This window comes from Actinomadura barringtoniae (assembly GCF_017573505.1).
In the GTDB taxonomy this organism is placed as follows: domain Bacteria; phylum Actinomycetota; class Actinomycetes; order Streptosporangiales; family Streptosporangiaceae; genus Spirillospora; species Spirillospora barringtoniae.
This window is the reverse complement of sequence record NZ_JAGEOJ010000012.1, coordinates 240,214-264,451: the sequence shown is the minus strand read 5'-3', so window position 1 is coordinate 264,451 and position 24,238 is coordinate 240,214. Positions and strand designations below refer to the sequence as shown.

Annotated in this window: 18 protein-coding genes; 6 read left to right on the top strand and 12 right to left on the bottom strand. The window is 66.8% G+C overall.

Translation table 11 applies throughout. The features are described 5' to 3' along the window. Window positions 1-25 precede the first annotated feature (25 nt). The 3 genes from J4573_RS29220 to J4573_RS29210 all read right to left on the bottom strand — a co-directional run bounded on the left by J4573_RS29220 (window position 26) and on the right by J4573_RS29210 (window position 3,119). Window positions 26-1,849 (bottom strand): DUF2075 domain-containing protein, encoded by a 1,824-nt coding sequence (locus tag J4573_RS29220; RefSeq protein WP_243773722.1) that lies wholly within the window; start codon window positions 1,847-1,849, stop codon window positions 26-28. 203 nt (window positions 1,850-2,052) lie between these two features. After that, window positions 2,053-2,241 (bottom strand): DUF397 domain-containing protein, encoded by a 189-nt coding sequence (locus J4573_RS29215; RefSeq protein ID WP_208259092.1) that lies wholly within the window; start codon window positions 2,239-2,241, stop codon window positions 2,053-2,055. Continuing rightward, on the bottom strand, window positions 2,238-3,119 hold the full coding sequence (locus tag J4573_RS29210; RefSeq protein ID WP_208259091.1) for a helix-turn-helix domain-containing protein: 882 nt from the start codon (window positions 3,117-3,119) through the stop codon (window positions 2,238-2,240). Before J4573_RS29210 ends, J4573_RS29215 begins: the two co-directional genes overlap by 4 nt. Window positions 3,120-3,451: 332 nt before the next feature. Here J4573_RS29210 and J4573_RS29205 point away from each other — a divergent pair, with 332 nt between their 5' ends. The 5 genes from J4573_RS29205 to J4573_RS54315 all read left to right on the top strand — a co-directional run bounded on the left by J4573_RS29205 (window position 3,452) and on the right by J4573_RS54315 (window position 7,457). Continuing rightward, window positions 3,452-3,877 (top strand): ATP-binding protein, encoded by a 426-nt coding sequence (locus J4573_RS29205; protein WP_208259090.1) that lies wholly within the window; start codon window positions 3,452-3,454, stop codon window positions 3,875-3,877. Continuing rightward, on the top strand, window positions 3,865-4,440 hold the full coding sequence (locus J4573_RS29200) for an SUKH-4 family immunity protein (RefSeq protein ID WP_208259089.1): 576 nt from the start codon (window positions 3,865-3,867) through the stop codon (window positions 4,438-4,440). The genes J4573_RS29205 and J4573_RS29200 overlap by 13 nt, the downstream gene beginning before the upstream one ends. 67 nt (window positions 4,441-4,507) lie before the next feature. Beyond that, a complete protein-coding gene (locus J4573_RS29195; RefSeq protein WP_208259088.1) occupies window positions 4,508-5,422 on the top strand; it encodes a hypothetical protein in 915 nt (304 codons plus the stop codon). Next, entirely contained in the window at window positions 5,419-5,991 is a 573-nt protein-coding gene (locus tag J4573_RS29190) for an AAA family ATPase (RefSeq protein ID WP_208259087.1), read from the top strand. Before J4573_RS29195 ends, J4573_RS29190 begins: the two co-directional genes overlap by 4 nt. 14 nt (window positions 5,992-6,005) lie before the next feature. Next, window positions 6,006-7,457, top strand: coding sequence for an ASCH domain-containing protein (locus tag J4573_RS54315; protein WP_243773721.1), 1,452 nt, complete (start codon window positions 6,006-6,008; stop codon window positions 7,455-7,457). A gap of 131 nt (window positions 7,458-7,588) precedes the next feature. Here J4573_RS54315 and J4573_RS29180 read toward each other — a convergent pair whose 3' ends face one another. Both J4573_RS29180 and J4573_RS29175 read right to left on the bottom strand, forming a co-directional pair. Further along, window positions 7,589-8,311: an NUDIX domain-containing protein gene (locus J4573_RS29180; protein ID WP_208259086.1), complete on the bottom strand. Its 723-nt coding sequence runs from the start codon at window positions 8,309-8,311 to the stop codon at window positions 7,589-7,591. A 234-nt stretch (window positions 8,312-8,545) separates the two neighbouring features. Then, complete coding sequence (locus J4573_RS29175) at window positions 8,546-9,556, bottom strand: aldo/keto reductase family protein (RefSeq protein WP_208259085.1); 1,011 nt, start codon at window positions 9,554-9,556, stop codon at window positions 8,546-8,548. 205 nt (window positions 9,557-9,761) lie between these two features. On the opposite strand from J4573_RS29175, the gene J4573_RS29170 reads away from it, so the two are divergent. Next, entirely contained in the window at window positions 9,762-10,799 is a 1,038-nt protein-coding gene (locus J4573_RS29170) for a hypothetical protein (protein ID WP_208259084.1), read from the top strand. Window positions 10,800-10,823: 24 nt separating this feature from the next. Here J4573_RS29170 and J4573_RS29165 read toward each other — a convergent pair whose 3' ends face one another. The 7 genes from J4573_RS29165 to J4573_RS29135 form a co-directional block, all read right to left on the bottom strand. Continuing rightward, window positions 10,824-15,152 carry a PDDEXK-like endonuclease domain-containing protein gene (locus J4573_RS29165; RefSeq protein WP_208259083.1) on the bottom strand — a complete coding sequence of 1,443 codons (4,329 nt, stop codon included), beginning with the start codon at window positions 15,150-15,152 and terminating at the stop codon, window positions 10,824-10,826. A gap of 275 nt (window positions 15,153-15,427) precedes the next feature. Continuing rightward, window positions 15,428-15,808, bottom strand: a complete 381-nt coding sequence (locus tag J4573_RS29160) for a hypothetical protein (protein WP_208259082.1) — start codon at window positions 15,806-15,808, stop codon at window positions 15,428-15,430. Continuing rightward, window positions 15,798-16,982 carry an AAA family ATPase gene (locus J4573_RS29155; protein WP_208259081.1) on the bottom strand — a complete coding sequence of 395 codons (1,185 nt, stop codon included), beginning with the start codon at window positions 16,980-16,982 and terminating at the stop codon, window positions 15,798-15,800. The genes J4573_RS29160 and J4573_RS29155 overlap by 11 nt, the downstream gene beginning before the upstream one ends. A 1-nt stretch (window position 16,983) precedes the next feature. After that, a complete protein-coding gene (locus tag J4573_RS29150; RefSeq protein WP_208259080.1) occupies window positions 16,984-18,603 on the bottom strand; it encodes a restriction endonuclease in 1,620 nt (539 codons plus the stop codon). Window positions 18,604-18,704: 101 nt separating this feature from the next. After that, window positions 18,705-18,998, bottom strand: a complete 294-nt coding sequence (locus J4573_RS29145) for a hypothetical protein (protein ID WP_208259079.1) — start codon at window positions 18,996-18,998, stop codon at window positions 18,705-18,707. A 405-nt stretch (window positions 18,999-19,403) separates the two neighbouring features. Then, complete coding sequence (locus J4573_RS29140; protein WP_208259078.1) at window positions 19,404-21,605, bottom strand: GmrSD restriction endonuclease domain-containing protein; 2,202 nt, start codon at window positions 21,603-21,605, stop codon at window positions 19,404-19,406. A 116-nt stretch (window positions 21,606-21,721) separates the two neighbouring features. Further along, window positions 21,722-24,172 carry an SNIPE associated domain-containing protein gene (locus tag J4573_RS29135; protein ID WP_243773720.1) on the bottom strand — a complete coding sequence of 817 codons (2,451 nt, stop codon included), beginning with the start codon at window positions 24,170-24,172 and terminating at the stop codon, window positions 21,722-21,724. Window positions 24,173-24,238: the final 66 nt, after the last annotated feature.

The window sequence follows — 24,238 nt, the reverse complement described above, 5'->3', positions numbered from 1 at the left end:
GGGTCGGTTCCGCCGTCCCGGGTGATCACGTCTGGTGCTCGATGAGGCGGGCGAGGAAGGCCTGGGTCTCGGGGTCCACGGCGTACAGAACAGTGCCGGCCATGCCGCGGGTGAGCAGGACCTTGTAGATGTTCCTGATGTGCCGGTCGACCTGCAGGTCGGTGACGTTCTTACGAGTGAGCTCCGGATCCCTGTTCTCGGCGCGGACGGGCACGAGTCGTTCATGGCGGGCGATGAGGTCGGGCCCGATGATCACACCTGCCCAGTCGTATTCGAAGCCCTGGGCGGTGTACACGCAGCCCACCTGTTCGAAGCCGCCGTCGGCGGTCGCCCAGAGCGGGCTGGGAGGTGCGTCGCCCACCGCGCGATCGTCCTTGACGTTCCAAGGCCGGGACCAGTCGCCGATCCGGACGTCCCTGACCAGAGTGTTGTCCGAACGGGGCTTGCTCCACGGCCAGCAGTAACCGGCGGCGATCCGCGCGGAATAGCCCTCAGCGGTCTTCGCTCGCAGGATCGCGTCCATCTCGGCCGGTGATTCGGCCAGTGTCACCTCGAAGTGGTCGTCACCCGTCCACGGCTGAGGGTCCTCTGAGTCCAGGCCGAGCAGGCTGAGGACCCATTCCTCATATTTCTTGCTCCCGCCGCAGCGCCACTGCCCGTCCAGGTCGACGTGGTGAACTCGAAAGCCGAGGTTCGTGGCATGGTTCTTGATCGCTTCCACGGTGCCCGTTTCGCCCGGCTTCACCACCTGGTGTTCGTCGAGGAGGAACACGGGCACCCGCGCGGCCGAGATGAGTTCGTCGACCTGTGGCCGTCCCGTGCGCTGTGCCGCCCGGGTGAACCGGTTGGCGGAGCTCTCGCGGATCCGATGCGCCTCATCGCAGATGAGGACATCGAGTTCGTTCTTGCCCGCTTCCATGAAACTGTTGAAGTACTTGAACAGGTTCTGCACCCGCCGGTTTCCTCTGCCGGCGTTCTTTCGCATCGTCTGGGTGAAGGAGCGGGAGCCGGTCGCGTGCAGAACGGTGCGTCCCTGCCTGTTCAACTCGGCCAGGAGCGAGAGGGCGATCACGCTCTTGCCGCTTCCCGGTCCGCCCGTGACGATGACGACCCGCTTCGCGTCCGACGCGTATGACCGCTTCACCGCGTGCAGCACCAGGTCGTACGCCACGCGTTGCTGGTCGAGGAGCACGAACTGCTCGCGGTCGCCGAGCTCGGCTGCGGCGAGCCGCATCAGCTGCTTGGACGGCCGGACGGCGCTGTTGAGCAGATGGTCGGCTGCCTCGGCGCCGGGCTCTGGCGCGAACTGGGCCCTGAGATAGTCCAGGAATCCGCTGCGCCGGGACTTGGTGAACAACCGCGTGCGCTCGTTCTGCGCGAGGTCGAAGAGATCGTCCACATCCTGGTCGAGCGCGTTGTGGAGGTAGGCGACACCGCGAACGGCCTCCGGATCGCCTTTCAGGGCACCGATGAAGTCGACGATCGTCTCGCAGTACCCCTGCACCTGATTGAGGGGGTGCTCGACCTCGCGACCATATCCCGGCACGACAACGAGGTTCTCGTTGTCCTCGTAGAGGGCGGCCTTGCTCCACTGCTTCAGTTCCACGACCAAGTACAGGTCATTGCCCGTCGTCCGGTCGACTCCCGCCAGGATGACGTCGGCACGCTTGCTCGTCCGTGGCAACTGGTATTCGATCAGCAGTTCCACCTTGCCGAGGCCAGCATCGACAAGGTCCCGGGCGAGTACGGGAAGGCTGCGGCGCCAGGATTTCTTCTCCCCTTCGGGAGCGGAGCGTCCCGTGGTGGCCCTCAGGTGGTCGTTGAGGATGCCGACCAGTTGCCGTTCCATCGGAGATCCGACCAGATTCTCGGCAGACACCCGAACAGCGGTCACCGACATCCCCCAGGCAGCACGAAGAAACTCGTGCGGTGGGGGCATGTCCGTGATCAGCCGATCAGCGGAAGCCCGTCGGTCCGCATTCCCTTTGCGGTAGGCAGATTACAAGCGATCAGCGCCGAAGTCAGCCGTGTGGTGGAGCTTTGTGCTTCGAGTCAGTGCAGGTGGCTTCGGACCGTCTCTAGGAGGGCGGCCCATTCTTCCTGGTGAAACTCCAGGACGCTGTCGGTGGCCTTGGAGTCGCGGACGGCGATGGTGCCGTCGGCGGCCCGGGCCACCTCGACGCAGTCGCCGTTCGGGTCGCTGTGGCTCGACTTGCGCCAGCCCGTGTAGTGCTTGGTCATGTCTCCGATCCTGCCCCGTCGGCCAGCCGATCGGCTACCCGTCCGAGAAAGGCGAGGCTGTCCTCAGGGGATAGGGCGGCGTCCCGGAGCCGGTCGTACATCCCGATATACCGCGCCAACTCGCTGCGCTTGGAGAGAACGAGATCCGTAGTGACGGTGTCGACGACGGCGAGAGCTGGGTCAGGCGGGTCGGGGAAGGTGTAGAGGGAGAACGACGCCTTGGGGAGGAGCCCTCCGGGGATGGGACGGTCGGAGGGCAGGACCCAGAAGGTGATGCGTTCCTCTTCCGTGACCAGCTCGACCATGTGCCGGAGCTGGGCGGCCTTCACCAGGGGTGGCACGGCGAGGCGATGGATCATGGATTCGTCGAGAACGGCGTCGTAGGTGGGGCCGTCCGGCTGGAGCAGGCGGCGCTGGCGGTGTGTGCGTGCGTCGGCCATGCGCTCCGGCCGGTATTCGAGAGGCCCCTGCCGTTCGTCCAGATCGACCAGTGCGCTGATGAGATCGGGGATCTGCAGGAGGGCGGGGAATCCCGTCTGGTTGTAGCTGCGGATGGTGTCGGCGCCCGACTCCAGGTCGGCATAGAGCTTCTGGCGCGGGCCCATCGAGTCGCCGAAGGAGTCCCACCAACCCTTCTGGGCGGCGTCACGGGCCAGGCGGATGACCTTCTCGTACTCGCGGCCGGTGACGCCGAGGGTGTCCAGCATGTTCATGAGATCGGCGAGATCCGGTCGGAGCTGACCGTTCTCCAGCCGGGTGATCTTCGTGCGCGACTGGTAGACGAGCCGGGCGAGCTCGTCGGCGGTCAGGTCGCGGTCCTCGCGGATCCGGCGGAGTTCGGCCGCCAACCGGCGGCGACGGACGTAGGGGCTCGGCATGGCCGCTCTCCCTTGAACAGGCCTCGATCACACTGCGTACGGATCAATAACCTTCTGCAACTGATCTGGTATCGGCAACGCCGTGGCCGGATGCGGCCGTCCATGTGATGAATGTGCAGGTCAGAGTACGGGGCCAAGATTTTTCCGCACGTGCGAATCTGACACGTGCGGCGTTCGAACGTGCGGAGATGGGACGTGCCCTCGCCGCTCGTGCGAATCAAGCGTCATCGGACCCGATCGCCTTGATTCATCGGGTCTGAATGGCAGCATCGTTTGGCGAATGGCCTGCGAAAAGGCAGGGCCATCAACAGATCCGCACATCAGGAGTGCACATGTCCCCGGCGATGCTCTTCGCGGCAGAAACCAGTCCGTTCTACTGGCGACGGACCTTTATGGGCGCCCCTGAGCAGGCTCGCACCGTACGGCGGTTCGTCGGGTGCCTGCTGGACGGCTGTCCTTACGTCGACGACGTCCTGCTGGCAGCCGATGAGCTGGTCGTCAACGCGATCAGGCACACGAAGTCGGGCCAGTGCGGTGGGACGTTCACTGTCGAGGTGCTGAAGGGCGACGGCCGGGTGGCGGTCTCGGTCGCCGACCAGGGCGGCCCGACCGAGCTCGTCGTACGGGACGCCGGCGAACTCGACGAGTCCGGGCGCGGTCTGCGAACGGTGTCGCTCACCGCCTCCAGCTGGGGCTGGCATGGCAACGGCGATGGCCGGACCGTCACGGCCGTCTTCTCAGGGGAGTGGACGGAGTGATCCCGTCGCCGGCGAGGCGGCACGCCGTTATTCGTGAGCGGGTGCATGCGATGATGACCGCCGCGATGCGCGCCGACGGGGCCGCGATCGACGCCTTCCTCGAACGGGCTGACGGACCCTGGCTCGACCCCCACAGCATCGAGTTCGTCAGGGAGGCGCGACGCCTGGTACTCGCCTCTGCGGCCGCACTCACGACGGTCCTGGGCGTGCACCGGCCAGGTGACGATCCCTACGGACGTGAGATCTGCCGCGCTTGCGGCATCGCCGACTGCCGTCTGATCAAACTGATCACGGACGTCTTCGCCGCCTATGCCGTAAGACCTGGCGAGGTCGACCGGGCGGAGGCATGGCGGCGGGCGGAGCAGTGGTTCGGCGAGGGCCCGCATCGGTTCCCGCTCGCCGTCGACGAGTTTGAACAGGGTTTCGCCTTCCGGCAAGTCTCCGACGCCGACGGCCCGCTCCTGGTGGTCGATCGTAGGACCGGTGCGCTGAGCCGCTGGCCGGACCTTCCTCGTGACGAGCTTGTCGAGCACTACCGCTGCTACCTGCGAAGAGAGCTGTGAGAGGTCAGAGGCGGGGCTACGGGATCGATACTGGGCATTTTCTGGGCATCTCTGCGACACTTGAGTCATGCCACCAGCTGAGTACCTGCGTCCGGAGGATCTGTTTGGTGACCTTCGTGTGCTCCTGAAGGCTGGTCTGCCTGTTCGGCTGGAGCGGTGCGGGTCGAGTGTTCTTGCTTTGCGCGGCGTGCGGGCGCGTGCGCTGCAACCCGATGATCCGGGCAGCCAGGCGCGTGCGTTGGACGCACTCTTGCGTGAGCAATTGGACCGGTTGGAGAACGCCGAGTTGGCAGACGCGGCGCCCTTGCTGTTCGGTGCTCACGTATCGACGTCAGGGGCGACTCTCACTGCCCGGAGGGATGCTGCCGCGAAGGCCGCGGGGTTCGAGGTCCATCACTTCCGGAAGCGGATCGAACCGAAGATGTTGGAGCTCATCGCCTTGCAGTTGCAGCGCGACAGCGAGGACTTCACGGTTCGGCATGCAGAGCCTCCTGGGCTGAGGGCTCGCCAGAATGCGCTGCAACTGCCGGAGGATGTCTTCGCATGGGAGGCAGCCGAGCATCAGGAGGCAATCGCGCGGCTGTGGGCGGCGGTGTACGGCCTCCGCGGTGAACTGCTGCGGGTCGCCCGACTGGTAAGCATGGCCGTCGACCAGGGCGAGGTGGTGCCCGCGGCCGATGCGGCCTTGTGGCGGCATGCGATGGTCTTGGCTGTGGCCGAGCAGTACCGGGCTGCCTACGGCAGCGTGCTGTTGCATGCTGCTACCGAGCTGGGCCCGACTGACATTGCCGCCTACGCCGGGTGGACGCCGCCGCTGACGGAGGACCAGAAGCGGCTGGTCGTGCACTGCATGGATCTTGAGGGCTCCCACACCGAGTTCGTCGACCGCCTCCGGGCTGCAGGCGGAGATGAACTCATGACTACGTGGCGGCTGGCTCTGATCAGCACCGTTCCAGCGGGATCGAGAGGACGACCTTCGTGAGCATCGAGCAGTTCCTGGACCCGGCGATCCCGCCACGACGTTATGTGGTCACTGGAGGGCCATCCGCAGGCAAGGAGTCAGCGCTCGCCGAGATCGCCGCGCGAGGGATCCCTTGTACCGAGGGCGAACCGGCTCGGGAGATCTACCGCAAGCATCGTGACAGGCTCGGCCGGCACTTGGAGGTCGGCGATCGGCGTGCCTACTCTCGCGACGTGCTGGAGGCCTTTGTCGCCGAGTTCTGCGACCACAAGTTCGGGCTGCGCTTCTACAACCGAGGCATTCCTGACGGGTACGGCTGGGACGCGTTCTTCGGCCTCGGTCCCTACCCCGAGTTGGAGGAAGCCTCCCGCGTTTACCGCTACGACGCCGTGTTCGTGTTGGACCCGCTGGACGACTTCGACTCCGAGGACGACCTGGTGTGGGCGAAGGAACGCGAGATCAGACGAGTCCACGAACTGATCATTCAAGGCTACTACGACGCTGGATACAGGCCCATCTTCGTGCCTGCAGACGAGGCCGGCCGACGTGTCGACTTCATCATCGCAAACCTGCCTGTGCCCACCACCTGACGGGAGCATCTCTCATGGGCGGACGCGACCACCCCGTGGAGATCATCAGCCCCAACAACGTGCTTGCGAACGCGATGCTGCGTACGGTCGACATGGTTCGCCCCAGGCTGCAGGCCATCAATCCCGAACGGGTCGCGTTCTGTGTCGGAACCCAGATCAATGGTGCTCCGCACCTAGGCACCTCGCTGGTCCAGACGGCGGCGTTCCTGCTCGCCAAGGCCACCAAGCGCACTTTCAACGTCGACGCCGTCGTCCGGTTCGGTGCGCTCGATAATGCGCCATACGACGTCCGCCTGGACCCGGAGACCCATCACGCTTATCAGCAGACCTACTTCCACGCTCTCGGCCAGGATGCGGTCACCAATCTGATCGACAAGTACTACAGGGGTTTGTTCGACTCGCTCGCTGATGCCACCGGTGTCGACTACGAGGTCGAGACCTACACCACTCAGCAGAACGACCCTGGCTTCAGACACGAGTTCCTTGCCACGCTCGGCCATCTGGAGTCGATCCGCTGGCCGCTCGCGCCATCACACGGGCAGGTTCATCTGCGCCTGCCCTGCCCACAATGCGGCTGGGCGGAGAAACGAGCCGAACGGACCCAACTGCGACGTGCTGGCTCGGGCGGAGCCGACTTCACCGCAGTGTGCACTGACCACGGTGACTACGAGGTGGCGGTGACCTCCGACAGCGGTGGTTACCTGGATTTGGCGACCCTGTACAGGAACCTCGTCAAGGAGCGGATGGCCGCCCGCGATCACGTGACGCTGTCGGTCATGGTCAAGGGTGGTGATTGGGCGTACGGGTGCCAACTGGTCGACGAAGCCTTTGCTCTGCTGCCCGGCCTGCCACCGCCGCCACGCATCTTCACTCCCATGGTGCTCACCGACACCGGAGCCAAGCTCTCCAAGTCACTGATTCGGGAGGGCAAAGTTCCACCGCCACCAGGGGCGCGCCCCTGGATGCTCGACGTCACCTCCTGGGATGGTGATACCGACTCCTACGTCGACGCGCTCGTCTGGCTCGTCAGCCGGATGCTCGCCGACCCCAAGCACTTCTACCGCAGCTACACCACACAGGAACTGGACCGGATCATGACCGCACGCCCCGCGGCGACCACGGGCGTCCGCGCTCGTGAGATGAACCTCTACCGTCGCTACTTCGACCTCGTCGCCGCCGGCCGCAAGACCATCGAGGTCCGCGTCTGCTATCCCAACCTGCGGAACCTCGCTGCTGGAGACCACATCCGTTTCATCTGCGGCCGCGACGACTGCCTAACCGGGGTCAAACGCGTCACTCGTTACGCATCGTTCGAGGAGATGCTCGACGGAGAAGGTCCCGACAACGTCAATCCTGACAGTCCCCGCGACCAGCAGCTCGCCAACATCCGGCGGATCTATGGTCCTGAGAAGGAAGCCCTCGGTGTCCTGGCCATTGAGATCGAGCTCCTCGTTTCGGCTGCGTGATTCCGCCTGAGCAGTCTTCATCGCTAGGCCGGTCTCGCGGCAGGTGGAGGGCGCCTTGCTGCTGGTTGACCGGCGCACAGGGGCTCTGAGCCGTTGGCCGGATTTCGCTGCTTGATCGAGCACTGTGTGTGTTACGTCCGGGGCGAAGTCTGACCCTCGTTCGCCCAGTCGCGGACGCTGAAGGGCTCGGCTCGGGTGATGGCTTGGAGTACCTCGGCGCAGTGGGGGATCACGTCGTCGGGTGGGGCGGCCGGGTCGATCCAGATGGCTTCGGAGGCCTTGTCGGGTTCGGCTACGTGGGGCTCGCCGTTCCAGGTGCGGAAGGAGAACCAGTAGTCGCTGATCGCGTGGCACGGTCCGGGGAGAGTGGGGGCGGTGCGGTGCATGACGTGGGAGAACGCGGCGTCTTCGCGGCGGAGTTGGACGCCGGTCTCTTCGTGGGCTTCGCGGAGTGCGGCGGCCAGGACGTCTTCGCCGGGTTCGATGCGGCCAGCGGGCGGGCAGAGCCAGCCGTCGCGGTAGCCGGTGTTGTGGCGGCGGAGCATGAAGACCTTGCCGTCCTCGCGCCAGAGCAGGGTGTGGGGCGCGATGAACGAGCCGTGCCAGCCGGTCGTGGTGGGTGGGGCGGCGATCTTGCGGGCCGAGACTACGCCGAGGCGGTGAGCCAGGTGGCGTTCGGCTTCGGAGGGGCCGCCTGCGATGTCGACCATCGGCACAGCGGCGGCGAGCATCACGTCGGCCAGCTCGTCGAGGACGTTGGTCGCGGTCTTGTGCACGCCCTTCCGGGGGTTGCCGCCGGTCATCCCGATGTAGGCCTCGGCGACTTCACCGACCTCCTCTGCGACCTTCAGCACGAGTGTTTGTGTCGGGACTTCGGCAAGGAAGCCCGCACGGATACGGGCCGTGTCGGCCCAGAATCCCCGGCATGGTTCGGTTGGTTCGGTGCTCGCCACGCAGGTGAGCTTAGGTGCTCGATTCCTGATCAGGGCCTGTTTCTCGAACATTTGATCGGGCCGTTGTGTGGACTTGCTGGGGGATCATCGGCCGGGCGACGGTCAACGAACGGAACCGCAAGGTGGGGGTGGGGGTTAGCGGCGCCAGGTGGGCATCACGTTGAAGAGGTCGGCGGTTTTGGCGGGGTCGCGTTCGATGAGGTCGTCCAGGGTGTCGTCGATGCGCTTGAGCAGGTCGGCGGGCAGGCGGACGCCGGCGGCGGCGGTGTTCTCGGCCACCTGCTCGGGACGGGACGCGCCGATGATCGCGCCCGCCACTCCGGGGTTCTGCAGGACCCAGGCGACGGCGAGCTGCGCCATGGTCAGGCTGGCCTCTTCGGCGAGCGGGCGGAGGCGTTGGACGCGTTCCAGGACGGTGTCCGACATGTAGCGGCCTACGAAGCGGGTGCCGCGGGCGTCGGTCGCTCGCGAACCCTCGGGAGCGGAGCCGCCCGGTTGGTATTTGCCGGTGAGGACGCCCTGTGCGACGGGGGAGAAGACGATCTGGCCCATGCCGAGCCGCCGGGATGTCGGGTTCACTTCGGCTTCGATGACGCGCCACAGGATCGAGTACTGCGGCTGGTTGGAGATCAGGGGGACGCCCATCTCGGTGGCCAGTGTGTGGCCGCGTTCGATCTGCTCGGCGGTCCATTCGGACACGCCCACGTACAGCACCTTGCCTTGGCGCACCAGGTCGGCGAAGGCCTTCATGGACTCCTCTAGTGGGGTGTCCGCGTCGAAGCGGTGCGCCTGGTAGAGGTCCACGTAGTCGGTGCCGAGCCGCCGCAGAGAGTTGTTGCAGCTCTCCATGATGTGCTTGCGGGACAGACCCTTGTCGTTGGGGCCCGTTCCGACCGGCAGGCAGACCTTGGTGGCGATCTCCACCGATGATCGCCGCACCCCTTTCAGGGCGCGTCCGAGCACCTGTTCGGCGAGGCCGCCGGAATAGATGTCGGCGGTGTCGTAGGTGGTGATCCCGCTGTCCAGTGCGGCCCGGATGCAGTCCACCTGCGCGTCCTGGTCGATCTGGCCGTCCAGGGTGAGCCAGTTGCCGAAGACGATCTCGCTGATGCGCAGCCCGCTGGCCCCGACCCGCCGAAACTCCATGATCGTCACGATAGTCCACCGTGGAGCGAGCGAGGTCGATGGACTGATTGAGCGCCCTGGCGGTATGGCCGGACGCGGTCATCTGGTGGTTCTGGATGCTGCGGACCAGGTCGTGGCCTCTGGCGTTGCGACTGCTTGGGTGTGGGCGCTGCGATTGTCCCAGTAGACACTGGCGTTTTTTTGGCGAGCGTTGAATAGTGCTGGCATGAAACGTGTGATCACGGTCGTCGCCACCGCCGCCACCCTCGCGTCTCTTCCCGCACCGGCTTTCGCGGGCGCGCCTGAGCTGCGCACGGTCTCACTGCCCTTCCTGTGGTCTCGGTCCGAACTGTTCGAGGTCACGCCCGACGGCGCGGGCGGTGTCTGGGCTGGCGGCATGCAGGGGAAGTACTGCGTTCGCTGGGGCGACCTCTGTCCCGTGTACAGCGACGGGAACCCGGTCGTACGGCGCCGGGTGGGCTCGTCCTGGCAGGAGTACCCGATCAACGGCTGGACGGGCCAGGGCGAGATCGCGCGAATCGCCTCGAGCGGGGGCGAGACATGGATCGCGGGCGGACCAAGCGCCAGCACGAGCTCGAGCAGGTACGTGGCGCGCTTCGACGGCTCGGCGTTCCAGAACGTCACGGTTCCGACCAGCTCGATCAATATGCTCGCCACCGGTCCGGCGGGCACCTTCATCAGCTACTGGGACATGGACGCCAGGGTGCTCAAGCGCACCGGTGACGCCTGGACCGCCGTCGAGGTGCCTGGGTTCGGGAACATCAACGATCTTCAGGGGCTCACCGCCACCGACGTGTGGGCGGTCGGCGATCGGGAACAGCCGCAGGTCGGCTCGGTGCCCGCCGCCGCGCACTTCGACGGCGTGGCCTGGAAGAGCGTTCCGCTGCCGGCGGCCTCCGGCAATGACCGGTTCCTCAAGGTCGTTCCGGTCGCCGCGAACAACGTCTGGGCGATCACGGAGAAGTACTTGATGCACTGGAACGGCTCCGCCTGGAGCCCGATCGCGCCCCCGGCCGGGTACGCCGACTTCGCCGACCTGACCGTGGACTCCTCCGATATTCCCTGGGTCGCGCCAGAGGAGTCCGCTTCACCGCTGAAGGCCCCGTACCGCTACAGCGGAGGCAAGTGGGAGGCGGTGACGGTGCCGACCGGGATCGAGGTGCACGACCTCGCCACGGTGTCCGGTGTCATCTGGGGAGTCGGCAGGCAAGGGGACGGCGCGGCGGCCGTCAACGGTTCCTGACACTCCAAGAGGGGGCGGGGCGGCCTAGGCCGGGGTGAAGGTGAAACCGGTCGAGGGGGACGGGTTCTCGGCTGGGTGGATTCCTTGTTCGGCGAGGAGGGGCCAGAGGGTGGACAGGGCTCGTTCGGGGTCGCGGTAGAAGACGCTGCCGCGGACGCGCCAGAAGCGCCAGCCGAGCCGTTCCAGGACGGTCTGGCGGCGGAGGTCGTCTTCCCACTGGTCGGGGCCGTGGTACTTGTCGCCGTCGCATTCGATGGCGAGCTTTCTGCCGTTGCCGCGGACGACCAGGTCGATGCGGAGGCTGCCTACGGGGTACTGGGGTGTGACGAGGTAGTCGCGGGCCAGGAGCATGCGGAGGACCTTGCGCTCGAAGTCCGAGTCGCAGCGGGATTCGAGGTCGGCTGCCAGGTCTTCGGAACGCTGGCCGTCGCGGGCGTAGCGGATGAGGGCGGCGCGCTGGTCGTGGTCGTTGAGGGACTCGGGCGCGATGCTGTGGAAGACCCACAGCTGGTCGCGGGCACGGCTGGCGGCCACGTTGACGCGCTGCTCGTACGCCCTCGAGGTGAAGGCGCCCCGGTTGTCGTCGGCGACGACGCTGATGAACATGACGTCGCGTTCGTCGCCTTGGAAGCTGTAGGAGTCGCCGCAGCGGAGGTTGCGGCGTTCGTATTCCTCTGGGCCCAGCTTGTCGAGGAGGAGCCTGTCGATGTACTGGGCCTGGCGGCTCGTGCTGAGGAGCGAGATCACGCCCATCGTGCGGCCGTCGTAGGCCGGGTCGGCGCAGGCTTCGACGAGGCGGTCCACCAGGGCGTGGGCCTCGGCTTCGTTGATGTTGCCGATGGTGGTGTCGCGGCGGACGCCGTCGGGGACGTGGACTGCTTGGACGGCGGGGCCTGGCAGGCGGTCGGTCGACTCTTCGCGGAGGGGCTGGATCTCGCCGCTGTAGTAGCGCTGGGAGGAGAACTCGATGATCTGGGGGAGGCAACGGAAATGCTCGCGCAGGCGTACGACTCCGGGGAAGAGGCGAGCGGACGCGTCGTAGAGGCTCGACTCCAGGTCCAGAAGGAGGGGGTTGGGGAAGTCGCGTAGGTAGGCGCGGATCAGTTCGTCTACGCGGTCGTGCCTCACGCCTATGGACGATGGGCTGATCTGCTTGTCGTCGCCTACGACGACCACCTTGTGGCCCAGGCCCAGGAGGCCCAGGGCGAAGACGTCGCACTGGCTGCTCTCGTCGATGATGACGACGTCGAAGGGTGGGGCGGCGGCCGGGTCGAACGACTCGGCGACGCGGTAGTACGGCATGATCCAGACCGGGACGGCCCCCATGGCCTGGGGCATCAGCCGCTGGGCCTCGGCACGCCACTTGTTCGCGCTGACCCCCGTTCCGCGGCCGATCTTGCGCAGGGTCTGGAGCCAGCCGACGAGGGCTTGGCGCTGGGTCTGCCCCAGGTTGCGCTTGACGGAGAGCCAGGCGGAACGGTGCGTCAGCTCAAGGGTCAGGTGGCGGCGCTGTTCCTGGACCTGGTCCAGGCGACACTGCACTTCGGCCAGGTCGTCGGCTTCCGTCAGCTTCCGCAGCCACGTTTCGGCTTGGCGCCACTGCCAGAGTTCGGCGAGGCGGCCTGGGTCACCGCAGGCGTCGGTTGCGCCTTGCGAGTCCAGGATTCGTTCCGCCCACAGGGGAGTCACGGTCGCGAGTTGGTAGTGGAGCTCGCGCAGGCGCATGAACTGGGGACGTAGCGAATGCAGGCGCTGGGCGTTGGCGAGTGTGCCGTCCCAGAGGGACCAGTCCTGGCCGGCAAGGGCACGCGCCAGGTCGGCCCAGAGACTGCTGGCGCGTGAGCGGGACTGGTTGGCGGCGAGGTATTCGCTCAGCCGCTGAGCCTCATTGATCAGGTCGCGAAGGCGCAGGCGCGACCTGAGGCCGTCGACGGTCACGGCCAGCGCGTTCAGCTCGGGCGCGGTCGGGTGCGGCGGGAGCGCCTCGGGCGGGAAGAGCGCGGCGAGCTGGTGCCTGAGCGCCGGCCAGTGCTCCTGTTCCCAGCTGAGCGCGTCCGCGATCTCCTGAACGCGGGCGTCGATCCAGATCTCGACGGCCGGCAGGTTTGGCGGCACCCGAGGGGCGCCGAGGGCGTCCGCCAGCTCGGCGTTCCAGAGGTGGATCAGTGAGGTGCGGACCCGGCGCAGTTCGATGAACGCGATGACCTTCTCGACGTCCTCCGGCGTCTCGGGGTGCTCGCCGTCGACGCGGACGCTCTTGACGAGGTGACCGAGCGATCGGCGTACGACCGAACCGGCCTTCTTGCCGTCGCGGTAGCGGTCGAGGAGCTGAGTGAGCGCCGTCAGGAGCTCCCGGTCGGAGGAGCCCTCGGGGAGCTCGATGCGCGCCCCCGCCGACGTCGCGCGGAACGCGGCGCACCGGCGGACCTCCCAGTGGAGGCGGTCGCGATGGCCAGCCCACAGGTCCCGCCACTGCGGCGACTGCACGACCTGCGCGCGGAGGCCGACGAGCCAGGCCGCCTCCAGCCGCCGGAGGAACGCGGCGGCCTGGGTGATCGCCTCGCTGAGGTCGCCGAGCCACTGGGCCCCGACCTGGTCGACGACGGTCCAGTCGGTGATCGCGTAGCGGGCGAGGAGCTCCCGCAGGCGCCGCATCTCCTCGTGGCCCTTGCGCAAGTACTCGCCGTTCGGCAGGTTCTGGGCCTGCGGGAGCTCGAGCATCCCGGCCGCCGCGTCCTCCGGCGCCGTCCGCTGGGCCAGCGCGAAGAACTCCGACAGCTCCTGAACGCTCAGCGGGCACGCGACGCCGGGCTCGACGACGTCGGGGATCCGGGCCAGGCCGGCCTCATGCTCGGCGAGCCACTCCGCGGTCTCGGGCGCGCGTCGCTGAACGTTTCCGAAGTCGAACTGATCGCCCTCGTGCTCCAGCGCCTCCCTGAGCCGCTTGCCGAGCCGGGCGGCCTCGAGCTCGACGGCGTCCAGCCGCTCGCGCAGGCTCGCGACGAGTGCGGCCTCGCGCCGTTCGTCCACCTGGTCCGCGGCGGCCGCGATGGCGTTCACCGAACGCTGCAGCGCCGTGATGTCCGCCGACGAGGAACCGAGCACCGCGAGGGACAGGTCGCGCAGCTCCTCGGGGATCTTGTCGCGCAGGACCGCGAGCGCCTGGTCCTTGTGGGCCGTGACGAGCACGCGCTTGCCGTGGGCGACCAGGTGGGAGACGAGGTTGGCGATCGTGTGGCTCTTGCCGGTCCCCGGCGGGCCCTGCACGGTCACGCCGCTGTGCGCGGCCAGCTTGCGGGCGATCTGCTCCTGCTCGGCGTTCGCGGGCAGCGGCATCAGCAGCTGCTCGGCGACCTTGGCCCACTCCTGCGACTCCGCGCCGGGCAGCCGTTCGGCGCCCTCCTCGTCGGCCGCGAGGGCGACCATCGGGGCGGGCAGGCTTCCGTCCGCCTCGATCGACTCCTTCAGCCGATCGAAGAACTTCAGGAACATCACCCGGCGCTTGCGTACGAACAGCCGCCAGGTCATGGCGATGACCGGCGCCGGGCCCGTCCGCGGCAGGCCGTCGCCCTCGTCGACACGGGCGTCGAGACCAAGCGGCGCGAGCACGCGCCCGTAGACGGCCCGCACGTCGTCGGAGGACCAGACGTCGACCGGGTCGTCCTCGATCTCCTCGGCCAGCTCGCTCAGCCGCCCCAGGTTCGGGATGCCGAGCCCCTGCACGCAGTCGAGCTCCAGCGCCGGAAGCCCTTCGGGGACCACCGCCAGATCCCCGGACTCGTCGTCGAAGTCCACCCGCGCCCTCGTGATCAGGAGCGGATGGCAGATCGCCTGATCGTCGAGGCGCCAGCCGAGCAGGCCGTGACCCCACACCAGCTCGTGCGTCGCCTCGTCGGTCCGGAGCCGCTGCCGGAGCCGGAACAGGTTGTCGTAGAGGGCCCGCGCCGCGGCGGCCGGACGCGCGGACTCCGCCCACGGGGTCCACGTCCCGGCCACCCAGTCCGCGAAGTCGCGGCGGAAGGCCTGCTCCTCCCCGAAGTCGTCGAACCGTTTCCCGAGGTCGAACGGCAGCTTCGGCGTCCGGAACGGATCGTCGATCTTGATCCGGCCCACATGCGGCGCGATCGCCTCCGAGAGGACCGGAGGGTCAGGCCTGTCGGTCTTGGAGACCCTGAGCCAGGCCTCACCCGCGGCCGGGCCCACCCGCACCGAAGGATGCGGGAGAAGATCCTCTGGCCCCGTCACCCCGTCCAGCTTGCCGATCTCACGAACGGGCTTGGCGTACACCTCCTGAGCCAGCGCGCCGAGATAGTCGTACAACCGGCCGACTCGCTCGCGGACGTCCCCTGTCACATGCGCTCCCCGCGTTCCCCGTAAATGCCGGAGTCAGGCCGGTCCCCGGGCCTGAAGCTCCTGCCTCGTACTGTTCCCGACCGCGCGCCTACCGACGCCGTCCCGCAAACCCGTGACGGAATGCGTGGGCCGATGTCTTCGATCACCAGTGAGACTGGGGATTCTCATGCAGTAAAGACGCTCGCGAAGGGCCGGTCGTTCACCCCCCGGAGATACATCTCCCTACCGGTAGCGGCACCCAGGGAGGCCGTCCACGAGCTATTAGGCTCCGACACTCATCCTCGGTCCGGGCCTTGTCGCCGACGTAGCCTGGCCACGAGGTGGTTCAGCTCGGTGTGCCAGCGACGCAGTTCGTGGGAGGCGGGGGACAGCTCGTATGAGTGGTAGTGGCATGCCTGGCTGAGCTGGCCCCAGAGGCTGCGGGCGCTTGTAGCCGTCGCAAGGTCGGCGTACTCGGTGAGGCAGAGCAGCTGGGCGCGCATAGGGTTGCGGGACAGGACCGGCAGGCCGATGCGGTCCCAGTAGGCGTCCAGCTCCCTTTCGAGTGCGAGCCGCAGCAAGAAGACGGTGGTGCGCGCCGAGCTGCCCTGGGCCACCTGAACCTCACCCCGAAGCAGCCGGTCGGCCAGCGTGATGAGGTCGTCGTCACCAGTCACGACGCACGACCCGGATCAGTCGTTCGACCTTGCCGACCACGGAGCCGAGATCGGCCGGCGGCGGCCCGCCGTGGACACCCCTGTTACACAGCGCGAAAGCCTCTCGGGCCCATGGTCCCTGCTGGGCGAGGAGGTCGTTCAAGTCAGTGCGGGGGCGAGGCGCTCCGAAGGCTGCCAAAGTTACGACCTCGCCGAGAGCACGCGTAGACCGTAGGAGAGACTCCACCTCCGCGTAAGGCTCGCCGTGGCCCAGCAGCTTGCGGCGCAGAACCTCGACGCAGGCGGCCTCCAACGCGGTGCGACAGAGCCCGGCGGCGACGACGAACGCGGCCTGAGCGGGAAGGTCGATGCTCGCGGCCACTGCGCGGGCGTCTGCGAGCGCCCGGCTGACCTCGTCCTCGACGGGACGGACCGAGACGATCGAACGTTCCTGCCGTGTCACTTCGAGGACGGACGCCGGTAGCTGGAGCTGCGAGATCGCGTCTCGGAGGCGGGTGTCATGGGTGAAGACGACGACCTGACGATGTCGGGCGACGTCGGCCAGTACGCGGGCGAGCCCGTCGACCTTCGCCGGGTCCATCGACTGCACCGGGTCGTCGATCACCACGAAGCCGAAAGGGGTCCGTGCCGCCAGTACGCGCGGCAGGAAGAGCGCCAGGGCGAGTGAGTGCAATTCGCCTTGGCTCATGACGCCGAGCGCGGATGTTTCGGAGCCGTCCACCTCTACGTCGAGCAGGACCCTCTTCATGTTGCCCGTACCGGCGAGGGTGATGGGCCCGAGTGAAACGTTGCTCTCCTGACGCAGCCGGTTCCAGATCTCAGTGGATCTGTCCGCCATGGGGCGCAGTTCCTCGGTGCGAAGCGCGTTCGCCTGCTTGGTGAGCCAGGTACGGGCCGCCTTCACAGACTTCAGAGCGTCCGCCTGGGCGAGGACGGCGCGAGCTCGGGGAATCCAAGCGGCCAGACGCACGGCCAGGGGCCGCCACTGGTCCTCGAGCTCGGAGAGACGCGCGGCCGCCTCGGTCCGGGCCGCGTCGCACGCCTCGCTGAGGACGGCTCCGGCCCGCTCCAGGTGCTCCGCCACTGCGAGTGGATCGGTCAGCTCACGACCCGCGTTCCAGGCCTCCCATGCCGTGGCGATGTCGCCGACGGCCCAAGGAGGTGCCGGAGTCATCTCACGGCGGGCTGTGGCCCGTTCCCGGCTTCGGGGCGGATGCGGGGCGACTCCTCTTCGGAAGGCCGAGGATGCGTGCGGGGATGCCGTGCTGGTGACACAGGGAAAGCAGGCCGTGGCCGTCGATGAGGTTGAGAGGTTTGCCGTTGGCGAACTTGAAACTGTCCGGGCCGTATCCCGAGGTTGTGATCATGATGCCTTTGGTAGCGCCCTCGTGCTGGACGGTGCCCCACAGGTCGCGCACATGAGTCGGCGCGACGGTCTTGGTGTAGAGCTTGGCCTGAACGATGAACTTGCCGCCGCTGATCGGGTGCGGGTCGTACGCGACACAATCGACGCCGCCGTCGCCGCTTGCCCGGAAGAGCTGGGTGTCGAAGCCCATCTTGGTGAAGAGGTTCTGGACGAACGCCTCGAACTCTTTGGGTTTCAGGTCCAGGAGGTTCGGACGCTTGTCGATCCCCGAGATGACGTCGATGGCGTCCACGGCGCGCGGGTCGGCCATCTCGAACGGCATGACCGGTTCGACAGGGATCAATTCGTCTGGATGAGGTGAGACGTCGGCGAAGAAGTGTCTGCGGATGCACTCGACCGGGTTGAACTTCGGCTCGTGCAGCACCAGGCGCTCGAACTGTTCGCGCGTCGCCCTGAGCGTGACGAGGTACGGCTGGATGCGTTGGCCGGTCACCGGATCGACGGCATGTACGCGTCCGTTGAAGACGATCGTGGTGATCAGCTCGGTCGGCGCGGAGCCGAAGACCTCGCGCAGCGTCCGCAGCGCGATCTGCGCGATGATCCGTTGATAGATCTGCCGGATCTCGGGCATGGGGCGCGGCGTCGGCTCGACCGCCTTCCGGGTCTTGATGTGCCGGTACGCCTTGGCGTCTGGAACGATCTCGACCGGAGGCAGGTACCACTCGACGGCCAGCAACGACGACTCGGGCACGAAGCCGGCCCTGCGCTCGTCCGAGAACCCCTCCGGGTAGGGCGAGTTCTGGAGAACGATCTCCATGTACTCGCTGACGGCGTGACGATCGCCCTCCTCGAGACCGGCGGCCATCGCGTCGAGGTGGGCGTTGAACTCACTCGCTGACCGCCCGGCTTCCTGGACCGCCCGTTCATGGGCGCGACGGGCGTCCACCACCTTCTTCTGCCGTTCGGAGTCGCGGCGTCTGTGGTCATCGAGCGCCTGAGCGTAGGCGTGCTCCGCGGCCTCAAGCTCGCTCTCGTAGCGTTGCCGTCCGCCGAACAGCCTGCCGAGCCCACCGGGCAACTGGGGTGCGAAGTCGTCCCAGTCAGGACTGGGCAGCGGCCCTGCCAACCGGCCCAGGTCGAGCGGCGGAACGTTCGGCTGCCTGCGCAGCGAGGAGATCGGGATCCGCGGGTCCCATGCGAGGGAGGAGCGCAGAAGACCGTCGAGCTCGCCGGCCCGCTGTTCGACCCGAGCCGTGAGCGCGGCGGCCTCCTGGTCACGCGCGATCGCCTCTGCCTGCGCTTGTTCGCGTTCCTGGGCCTTGCGCTCCTGTTCTCGCCGCTTGGCCGCCTGCTCCTGAGCCCGTTGCTCGGCTTTGCGGGCCGCTTCCCAATCGCGATAGGACCCCGACGACCCTGAACCCCGTGCCATCCCCGCACCGCCGATCATTCGATTGACCCGACCCCGATGCGACGCTAACTCTGGATGTCAATGATGACAACGGGTATCTGTGGACCAACCCACGGGACGAATCAGTGATCGGTTTCGAACGTTCGTTGCGCGGTGAAGGTAGAGCCTTCCTTCAGAGCGATGATGACGATCTCCTTGTTCTTGGAGATGGCGCTCGGGCCCTTCTTGTCGCCGTTGACCAGCAGATCACTGTTGGCGGTGTAGTGCTGGGTGAAGCCGTCGGAGCTCCGGACGGTCACGCTGTTGGAGGTCACCTCGGTCACCGTGCCGCGCTGGAAGACGTTCGTCTGCGTGCCGCCGCCCTCCTTGGCCGTGACGCATTCGCCGTGGAGGAAGCTGCCGAAGCCGTTGGCCATGCCTCCTCCCCAGCCTCTCCAATGGCCTTGCCATCTGCCCCAGGCACCGTGATGCGCGCTGTTCGACGGGCTCGGTGAGGCGGCGGACGCCGCTGGAGTCGCCGAATCGCTGGATGCGGCTGCCCAGCCCGTCGCGCCGAGGGCCACCGCCCCAACGATCGCGGCCGGTGCCAGCGCCCACGTCAGGGCGCGCCTCGGCCGTCGAATCTTCTCTTCTGATACCTCGTCCATGCCGAGCTCCCTTTGAGTTGCCGGATCTTGAGCCCATGCTCTGACGCGCCTTCAAGGAAGTCGTCGGCAGGCGGGCGGCATCTCATCTGCGCTCATCGGAGTAGCGACCGGCCGATGGTTACGCCCGGTGTAGTACGAGCCTTCGCCTGTCGAAAAGGTGCCGGCCGATCCGATTCAGCGGGACTGGGGGCGGGTGCGGCCGAGTCTTCCAGTGGCGATGGCCTGGGCTCTCAGGTCGCTCAGGCTGATGCGAGTTCCGTCCTCGCGTACGGCATGCCACTCGACCATCCCGCGACAGCGCGTGCCTCGCACTGCGCTTCCCGCGTCGTCGACCTTGTTGTACGGCGTCCCGCCGGTGGCGTTGAGGATGATGCCGCCGTCTTGGTCGATCGTCGCCCAGTGCTCTACGCCCTTGTAAGTGAGCACGATACGAGCACCGGCCTCGAGCACCCCGGCATTGAGCATGCGGGCTACGTCGGTGCGGCGCTTGGCCTTGTGTCGTGCGGGTTTCGGCTCAGGCACGCCACCGCGGGGTCGGTGGGGTGGCCTGCTCGCGGCCGCGTGCGGCTGTCCGTTCGGGTCCCAGATCATCGCGCAGAGCCGCAGGATGAGCTCCTGCCGCGTCTCCACGATCTCGGTCATCGGGGTTCTGTCGCCGAACGAATGCAGGAGGCCGCCCAGCTCGTTGTTCCTGACGAAGTCGCGCAGGGGCGTGTTCCGGGTGTTGAAGCCTGGGCCGAGAATGCCGAGCAGCGTGTTGAACCGTGCGTATGTCTTGATTTTCTCCCGGAACGGCATGTCGTTGAGGCTCGAGTTCTCGCGTGCCGGGAGAAGCCCGAGTGCCCCTAGCTGGTTCCGGCGGGTTCGGAAGACCACCGGGTCGGGGATCTCCTCGATGACCAGCCGGTGATGCGTCGGCCACAGATGCTCGATGTGGAACTTCTCGCCGTTGAGGAAGTCGAGAATGTCGCAGGCCCGTCCGACCGACTGTTCGACGTATGCCGTGACCCTGGCCAGTACGTAGCGCACGTGGTGTGCGTTGTTGCCCCGGAGGCCGTACGTGGTGGCATCCAGGATGCTGACCTCGCCCGGTACGGGCATCTCACGAAGCGTGCTCGTGACGTCCGAAGCGTTGTGACATTTGCGCAGCGCCGGAACGAGCGTGCCGTAGACGAGGTCGTCGATGTCCGGAGGCTGAACGGGGAGATCTTGCAGCACCCGCATGACGTACCACCGGTCGATGAAGTCCGCGATCTGCCTGGCCTTCTCGTTCGCCGCGGTCGCGGTGTCCGTGGAGTTGAGGGCGGCCAAGATCGCCACCATCTGGTCGCCGAGACCGTTGCGTTCGTTGAAGAAGATCGTCTCGAAGCCCGAGTTCAGTTCGCGGCTGGCCGCCAGGAAGGTACGGAACAGCTTGGCCGTGTCCACCAGGTCCCCGACGAAGCGGAGATAGTCGGCCGGAGTGCTCAGTCCGAGCGCGCTGTGGTTCCTTCTCACCCAGGTGTTGAGATTCCCCTCGATCTGATCACGGTCGCCACGGTTGTCGGGGTCGGCGTACCGGGCGCGGAGGATCGCCTTGACGAAACGCGTGGGGGCGCCGGTTCCCTCGCGATCGAGGGTCAGCTCGCTCAGCATCCGCCGCCATCTGTCGTTGAGTCGTTCCTCGTCCGCGCCGGCGTTGGAAAGCAGATAGCTCTTGAGGAGGTCGATGGCGGTGAGGCGGGCTCCGCGATCGTTCATGGTCTCGAACATGCGGAAGCCGTTGTCGCGACTGGTCGCCTGAATGCCCACCAAGGCGACGCGGTCGAGGAGCCAGTCGATGAACGGCTCGTACTGAACGCTCTCCAGGGCGTCCCGGAGGAAGGGTTCGATCTGTTGGCTGCGAGCCCACAGGTTGCGCCTCGACAGCGAGTCGCCGTAGCCGGGCTCGTAATCGTGTCCCTCGCTGATGGCCCGCAGCACCGGCTCGTGATCGGGAATGCCCATGGAGAAGCTGCGGTCGTCCTTGATGACGACCTGGTTGAGCCGGTAGACGCTGTGATCTTCGTTGAGATCCTTCATCAGCGCTCGTAGATGCATGAAGATCAGGTGAAGGGTGACGAACCGCTGCTGTCCGTCGACCAGGAAGCGACGGCCACGACGCTGCTCGTAATAGACGAACGGGCCGAGGAAGTATTGGGGTGCGTTCCTCGGCCGCCTGCGGAACTCGGCGTTCCTCGACCATTCGGTGAATGAGCCGCAGAGATCTCTGAGGAGGATCCGTACCTCGTCCTCCCCCCAGGCGTAGTCGCGCTGGTAGTAATCGATCTCGTAGGACACCTCGTGAAAGAGCTCTTTCAGAGTGAAGCTCTTCGACCTGATGTCCTCGTTGCGCATGCCGCCTTCCCTTCCTCCGCACAGTAGGCAGGAACCGGGTTCCTCCATTGAAGCGCGAACCGTGAGAAATCCCAGGAGCCCTAACTACCCGGATAGGAGGAGCTGCCGTCCTAGGATCAGTTGCCGGATGAGCGGCTCGCGCGCCATTCGAGAGCTTCGGGGGTCTCGGTGTATTCGAGGAGGTGGTTGCCGGCGAGGCGTTCCAGCGTTTCGCGGACTTCGGGCGGAGTGGCGTAGAAGAACTCGCGGCGGAGATTCACCTGGTTGACGCGTTGCTCGGCGAAGGCTTGATGGAGCTTGGCCTCGAGCCCGACGGCGTCGTCGCTGAAGATCAGAGCATGGACGTCGAACCGGAAGGGGACCGACGCGTCGCCCAGTTCGCGGACGCGGTCCATGGGCTCGAGGCGGCGCGTCATGCCGATCTTGACCATGCGCTCGCCGAAGGCACCGATGTTGGAGATCACGTAGACGTAGCCCGCGCGGGTGTTGGCGGCGCGTCCCTCGACGTCGGTGATCGCCGAGTCGACCTCGGTGAGCTTGTCGCGGAGCTGGGCGGCGCCCTCGTGGTCGCCGTTGCTCTCCAGACGGCCTAGGGCCGACTCGACATGGGCGCGTTCCTTGAGCAGCCGCGCCTTCTCCCGCTCGAACTCCTTACGTGCCTTCTCATCCTCGCGCTGGCGCTCGCGCTCGGCCCGCACGCGCTCCTTCTCTTCTTCGGTCTTGGCCAGGTAGTCGGCGGTCAGCTTGAGTTCCTGGACGCGGATCCGCCGATATTCAGTGCTCACCCGGATGTCCATCGTCTTACCGAGGCGCTCGATGGCCTGGGCGGTCTTGTCCAACCGCTCGATCGCTGAGTCCAGCTTGTAAGGACGCATGGTCCGGACGAGGTTGTCAGCCTCGGCGTTGTAGGCGCGCAGCATCAGCTTGGAGAAGTCACGGACCATCTTGTTGCCCTGAGCGATCGAGCCATTGACCGTCCAGTTGGTGGCTCCGACGACGGCCTTGCCCGAACGGGCCATTGATTTGATCTTATCCTTGATGCTCGCGAGCTTGGCCTTGTAGGCGACCGTGTCGGCGAGTGGATGCTGGTACTCGTAGATGCCGGCTTCCTGGAGCAGTGCGAGGTCCTGGGTCTCGACGATGCCGCTGCTGATCTCGTCCAGCTCACGTCGCTTCTTGCTGAGTTCGTCCCGCAGTGCGGCAGCATCCGCGCGGAGACTCTCGATCTCCTCCGTGAGCTGCCGTGGCTCTAGGCCGCCCAGGCGCGTCACCCATTCTTGGAGGTGGGCGTTCTCGGCTTCGAGTTCGTCGATGCGATGCTTCTTGCCGCCGAAGACCGGGCGCCTGTCCGCAGTGGCGTGGCTCTGGGACAGATGGGCTGAGACGGGCTGTGGGGCGGGTGGGGTCGGCTCTGGCTGCGGAACGAGTGGAGCGGGTGGAGCGGGCTCCGGCTGCGGGGAGGCGCTGTGTCCCCGGGAGGCGAGTCGATCCGCGTTCTGCAGAACGACGGGAGCGTCGTTCTCTTGAAGGTCACCGAAATCCAGCTCTGTGCCGTTGAGGAAGGTGATGGCCAGGTAGCCGCGGCGGGCAAAAGATGAGCGGATGTCGACGTTGCTGATCTCACCCAGAGCGGCCTGGTGCCTCACTCCGGCGCGGTCGATGTCGGCGGTGGCGAAGGCGAGGATCCGGCGATCGGTGATGGCCAGGTGTGAGAGCAGCGGGCGCATCTTGGTCGCTGTCACCAGGACACAGATCGACTCATCTGGATCGATGTAGCGCTCCACGATCTGGAGGAGCTTGTCCGCCTTCCCCTGCTTGACCTTGATCCCCAAATAGGGGCGGTGCCGGGAGGCCGGGGCGGGCTCGGGCGGTGCGACTGGTGCGACCGGCGTGGGGGGCGTGGGTACGACGGGCAGAGTCGGGAGCCAGAACTGCCAGTTCGGCGGTGCGGGTGGCCAAGAAGGATCCGGCTGCCATCCGAATGGGGGAGCCCATCCGGCAGGTGGCATCGGCCAGGTCGGTGGCGGGTTGTACTGCCAGGCCGTGCCGGGAGGCTGGGCCGGTAGCGAGGGAGCCAGGGCCGTGAAGGGAGGCGGCGAGGCGACCGGCTGTGGCGCGGCGAACTCCGGTGCGGGTACGGGCCGAGGCGCGTTGGACCCGCTCGGCTCAGCCGGTGGGGTGGTGAGGGCTCGGAGCAGGTCGACGACGAGGGAGATGTCGTGCTCGTGGATGTCACCGAAATCGGTCTCCTCCCCCGCGCTCGTGGTCAAGGCCAGGAACCAGCGCTGCTGGTACGACTTCCGAGTGTCCACTGCGGCGACGTCGCTGATTGCGAGCTCTTGCCGGAAGCCCTCCTTGGCCAGGTCAGGTTCCGAGAAACCGACCAGCCGGTGATCGGTGAGCGCGACGTGCGTGAGTGTCGGCAGAGCTTTGACAGTGGTGGCGACGGCCAGAACGGACTCGTCGCCGCGGCAGAACAGGCCCAGCAGACGGACGAGCCGATTGGCCGCGGCCGCGTCGATGCCGGTGCCGACATAGGGCTGGTGTTGGTCTTCTTGGGCGGTCATCGCGTCCCGCTTTCATCGGCCACGACAAGGACTATCGGTGATGTCACTCTGGGGACGGCCGGGTGC

What these genes read in the sequence shown, in the direction of transcription:
- J4573_RS29155 (WP_208259081.1), bottom strand. Translation starts at nt 16,982, where the DNA reads ATGACTCCGGCACCTCCTTGGGCCGTCGGCGACATCGCCACGGCATGG.
- J4573_RS29135 (WP_243773720.1), bottom strand. Translation starts at nt 24,172, where the DNA reads ATGACCGCCCAAGAAGACCAACACCAGCCCTATGTCGGCACCGGCATC.
- J4573_RS29220 (WP_243773722.1), bottom strand. Translation starts at nt 1,849, where the DNA reads ATGGAACGGCAACTGGTCGGCATCCTCAACGACCACCTGAGGGCCACC.
- J4573_RS29175 (WP_208259085.1), bottom strand. Translation starts at nt 9,556, where the DNA reads ATGGAGTTTCGGCGGGTCGGGGCCAGCGGGCTGCGCATCAGCGAGATC.
- J4573_RS29205 (WP_208259090.1), top strand. Translation starts at nt 3,452, where the DNA reads ATGTCCCCGGCGATGCTCTTCGCGGCAGAAACCAGTCCGTTCTACTGG.
- J4573_RS29210 (WP_208259091.1), bottom strand. Translation starts at nt 3,119, where the DNA reads ATGCCGAGCCCCTACGTCCGTCGCCGCCGGTTGGCGGCCGAACTCCGC.
- J4573_RS29145 (WP_208259079.1), bottom strand. Translation starts at nt 18,998, where the DNA reads ATGGCCAACGGCTTCGGCAGCTTCCTCCACGGCGAATGCGTCACGGCC.
- J4573_RS29140 (WP_208259078.1), bottom strand. Translation starts at nt 21,605, where the DNA reads ATGCGCAACGAGGACATCAGGTCGAAGAGCTTCACTCTGAAAGAGCTC.
- J4573_RS29215 (WP_208259092.1), bottom strand. Translation starts at nt 2,241, where the DNA reads ATGACCAAGCACTACACGGGCTGGCGCAAGTCGAGCCACAGCGACCCG.
- J4573_RS54315 (WP_243773721.1), top strand. Translation starts at nt 6,006, where the DNA reads ATGGGCGGACGCGACCACCCCGTGGAGATCATCAGCCCCAACAACGTG.
- J4573_RS29150 (WP_208259080.1), bottom strand. Translation starts at nt 18,603, where the DNA reads ATGGCACGGGGTTCAGGGTCGTCGGGGTCCTATCGCGATTGGGAAGCG.
- J4573_RS29170 (WP_208259084.1), top strand. Translation starts at nt 9,762, where the DNA reads ATGAAACGTGTGATCACGGTCGTCGCCACCGCCGCCACCCTCGCGTCT.
- J4573_RS29195 (WP_208259088.1), top strand. Translation starts at nt 4,508, where the DNA reads ATGCCACCAGCTGAGTACCTGCGTCCGGAGGATCTGTTTGGTGACCTT.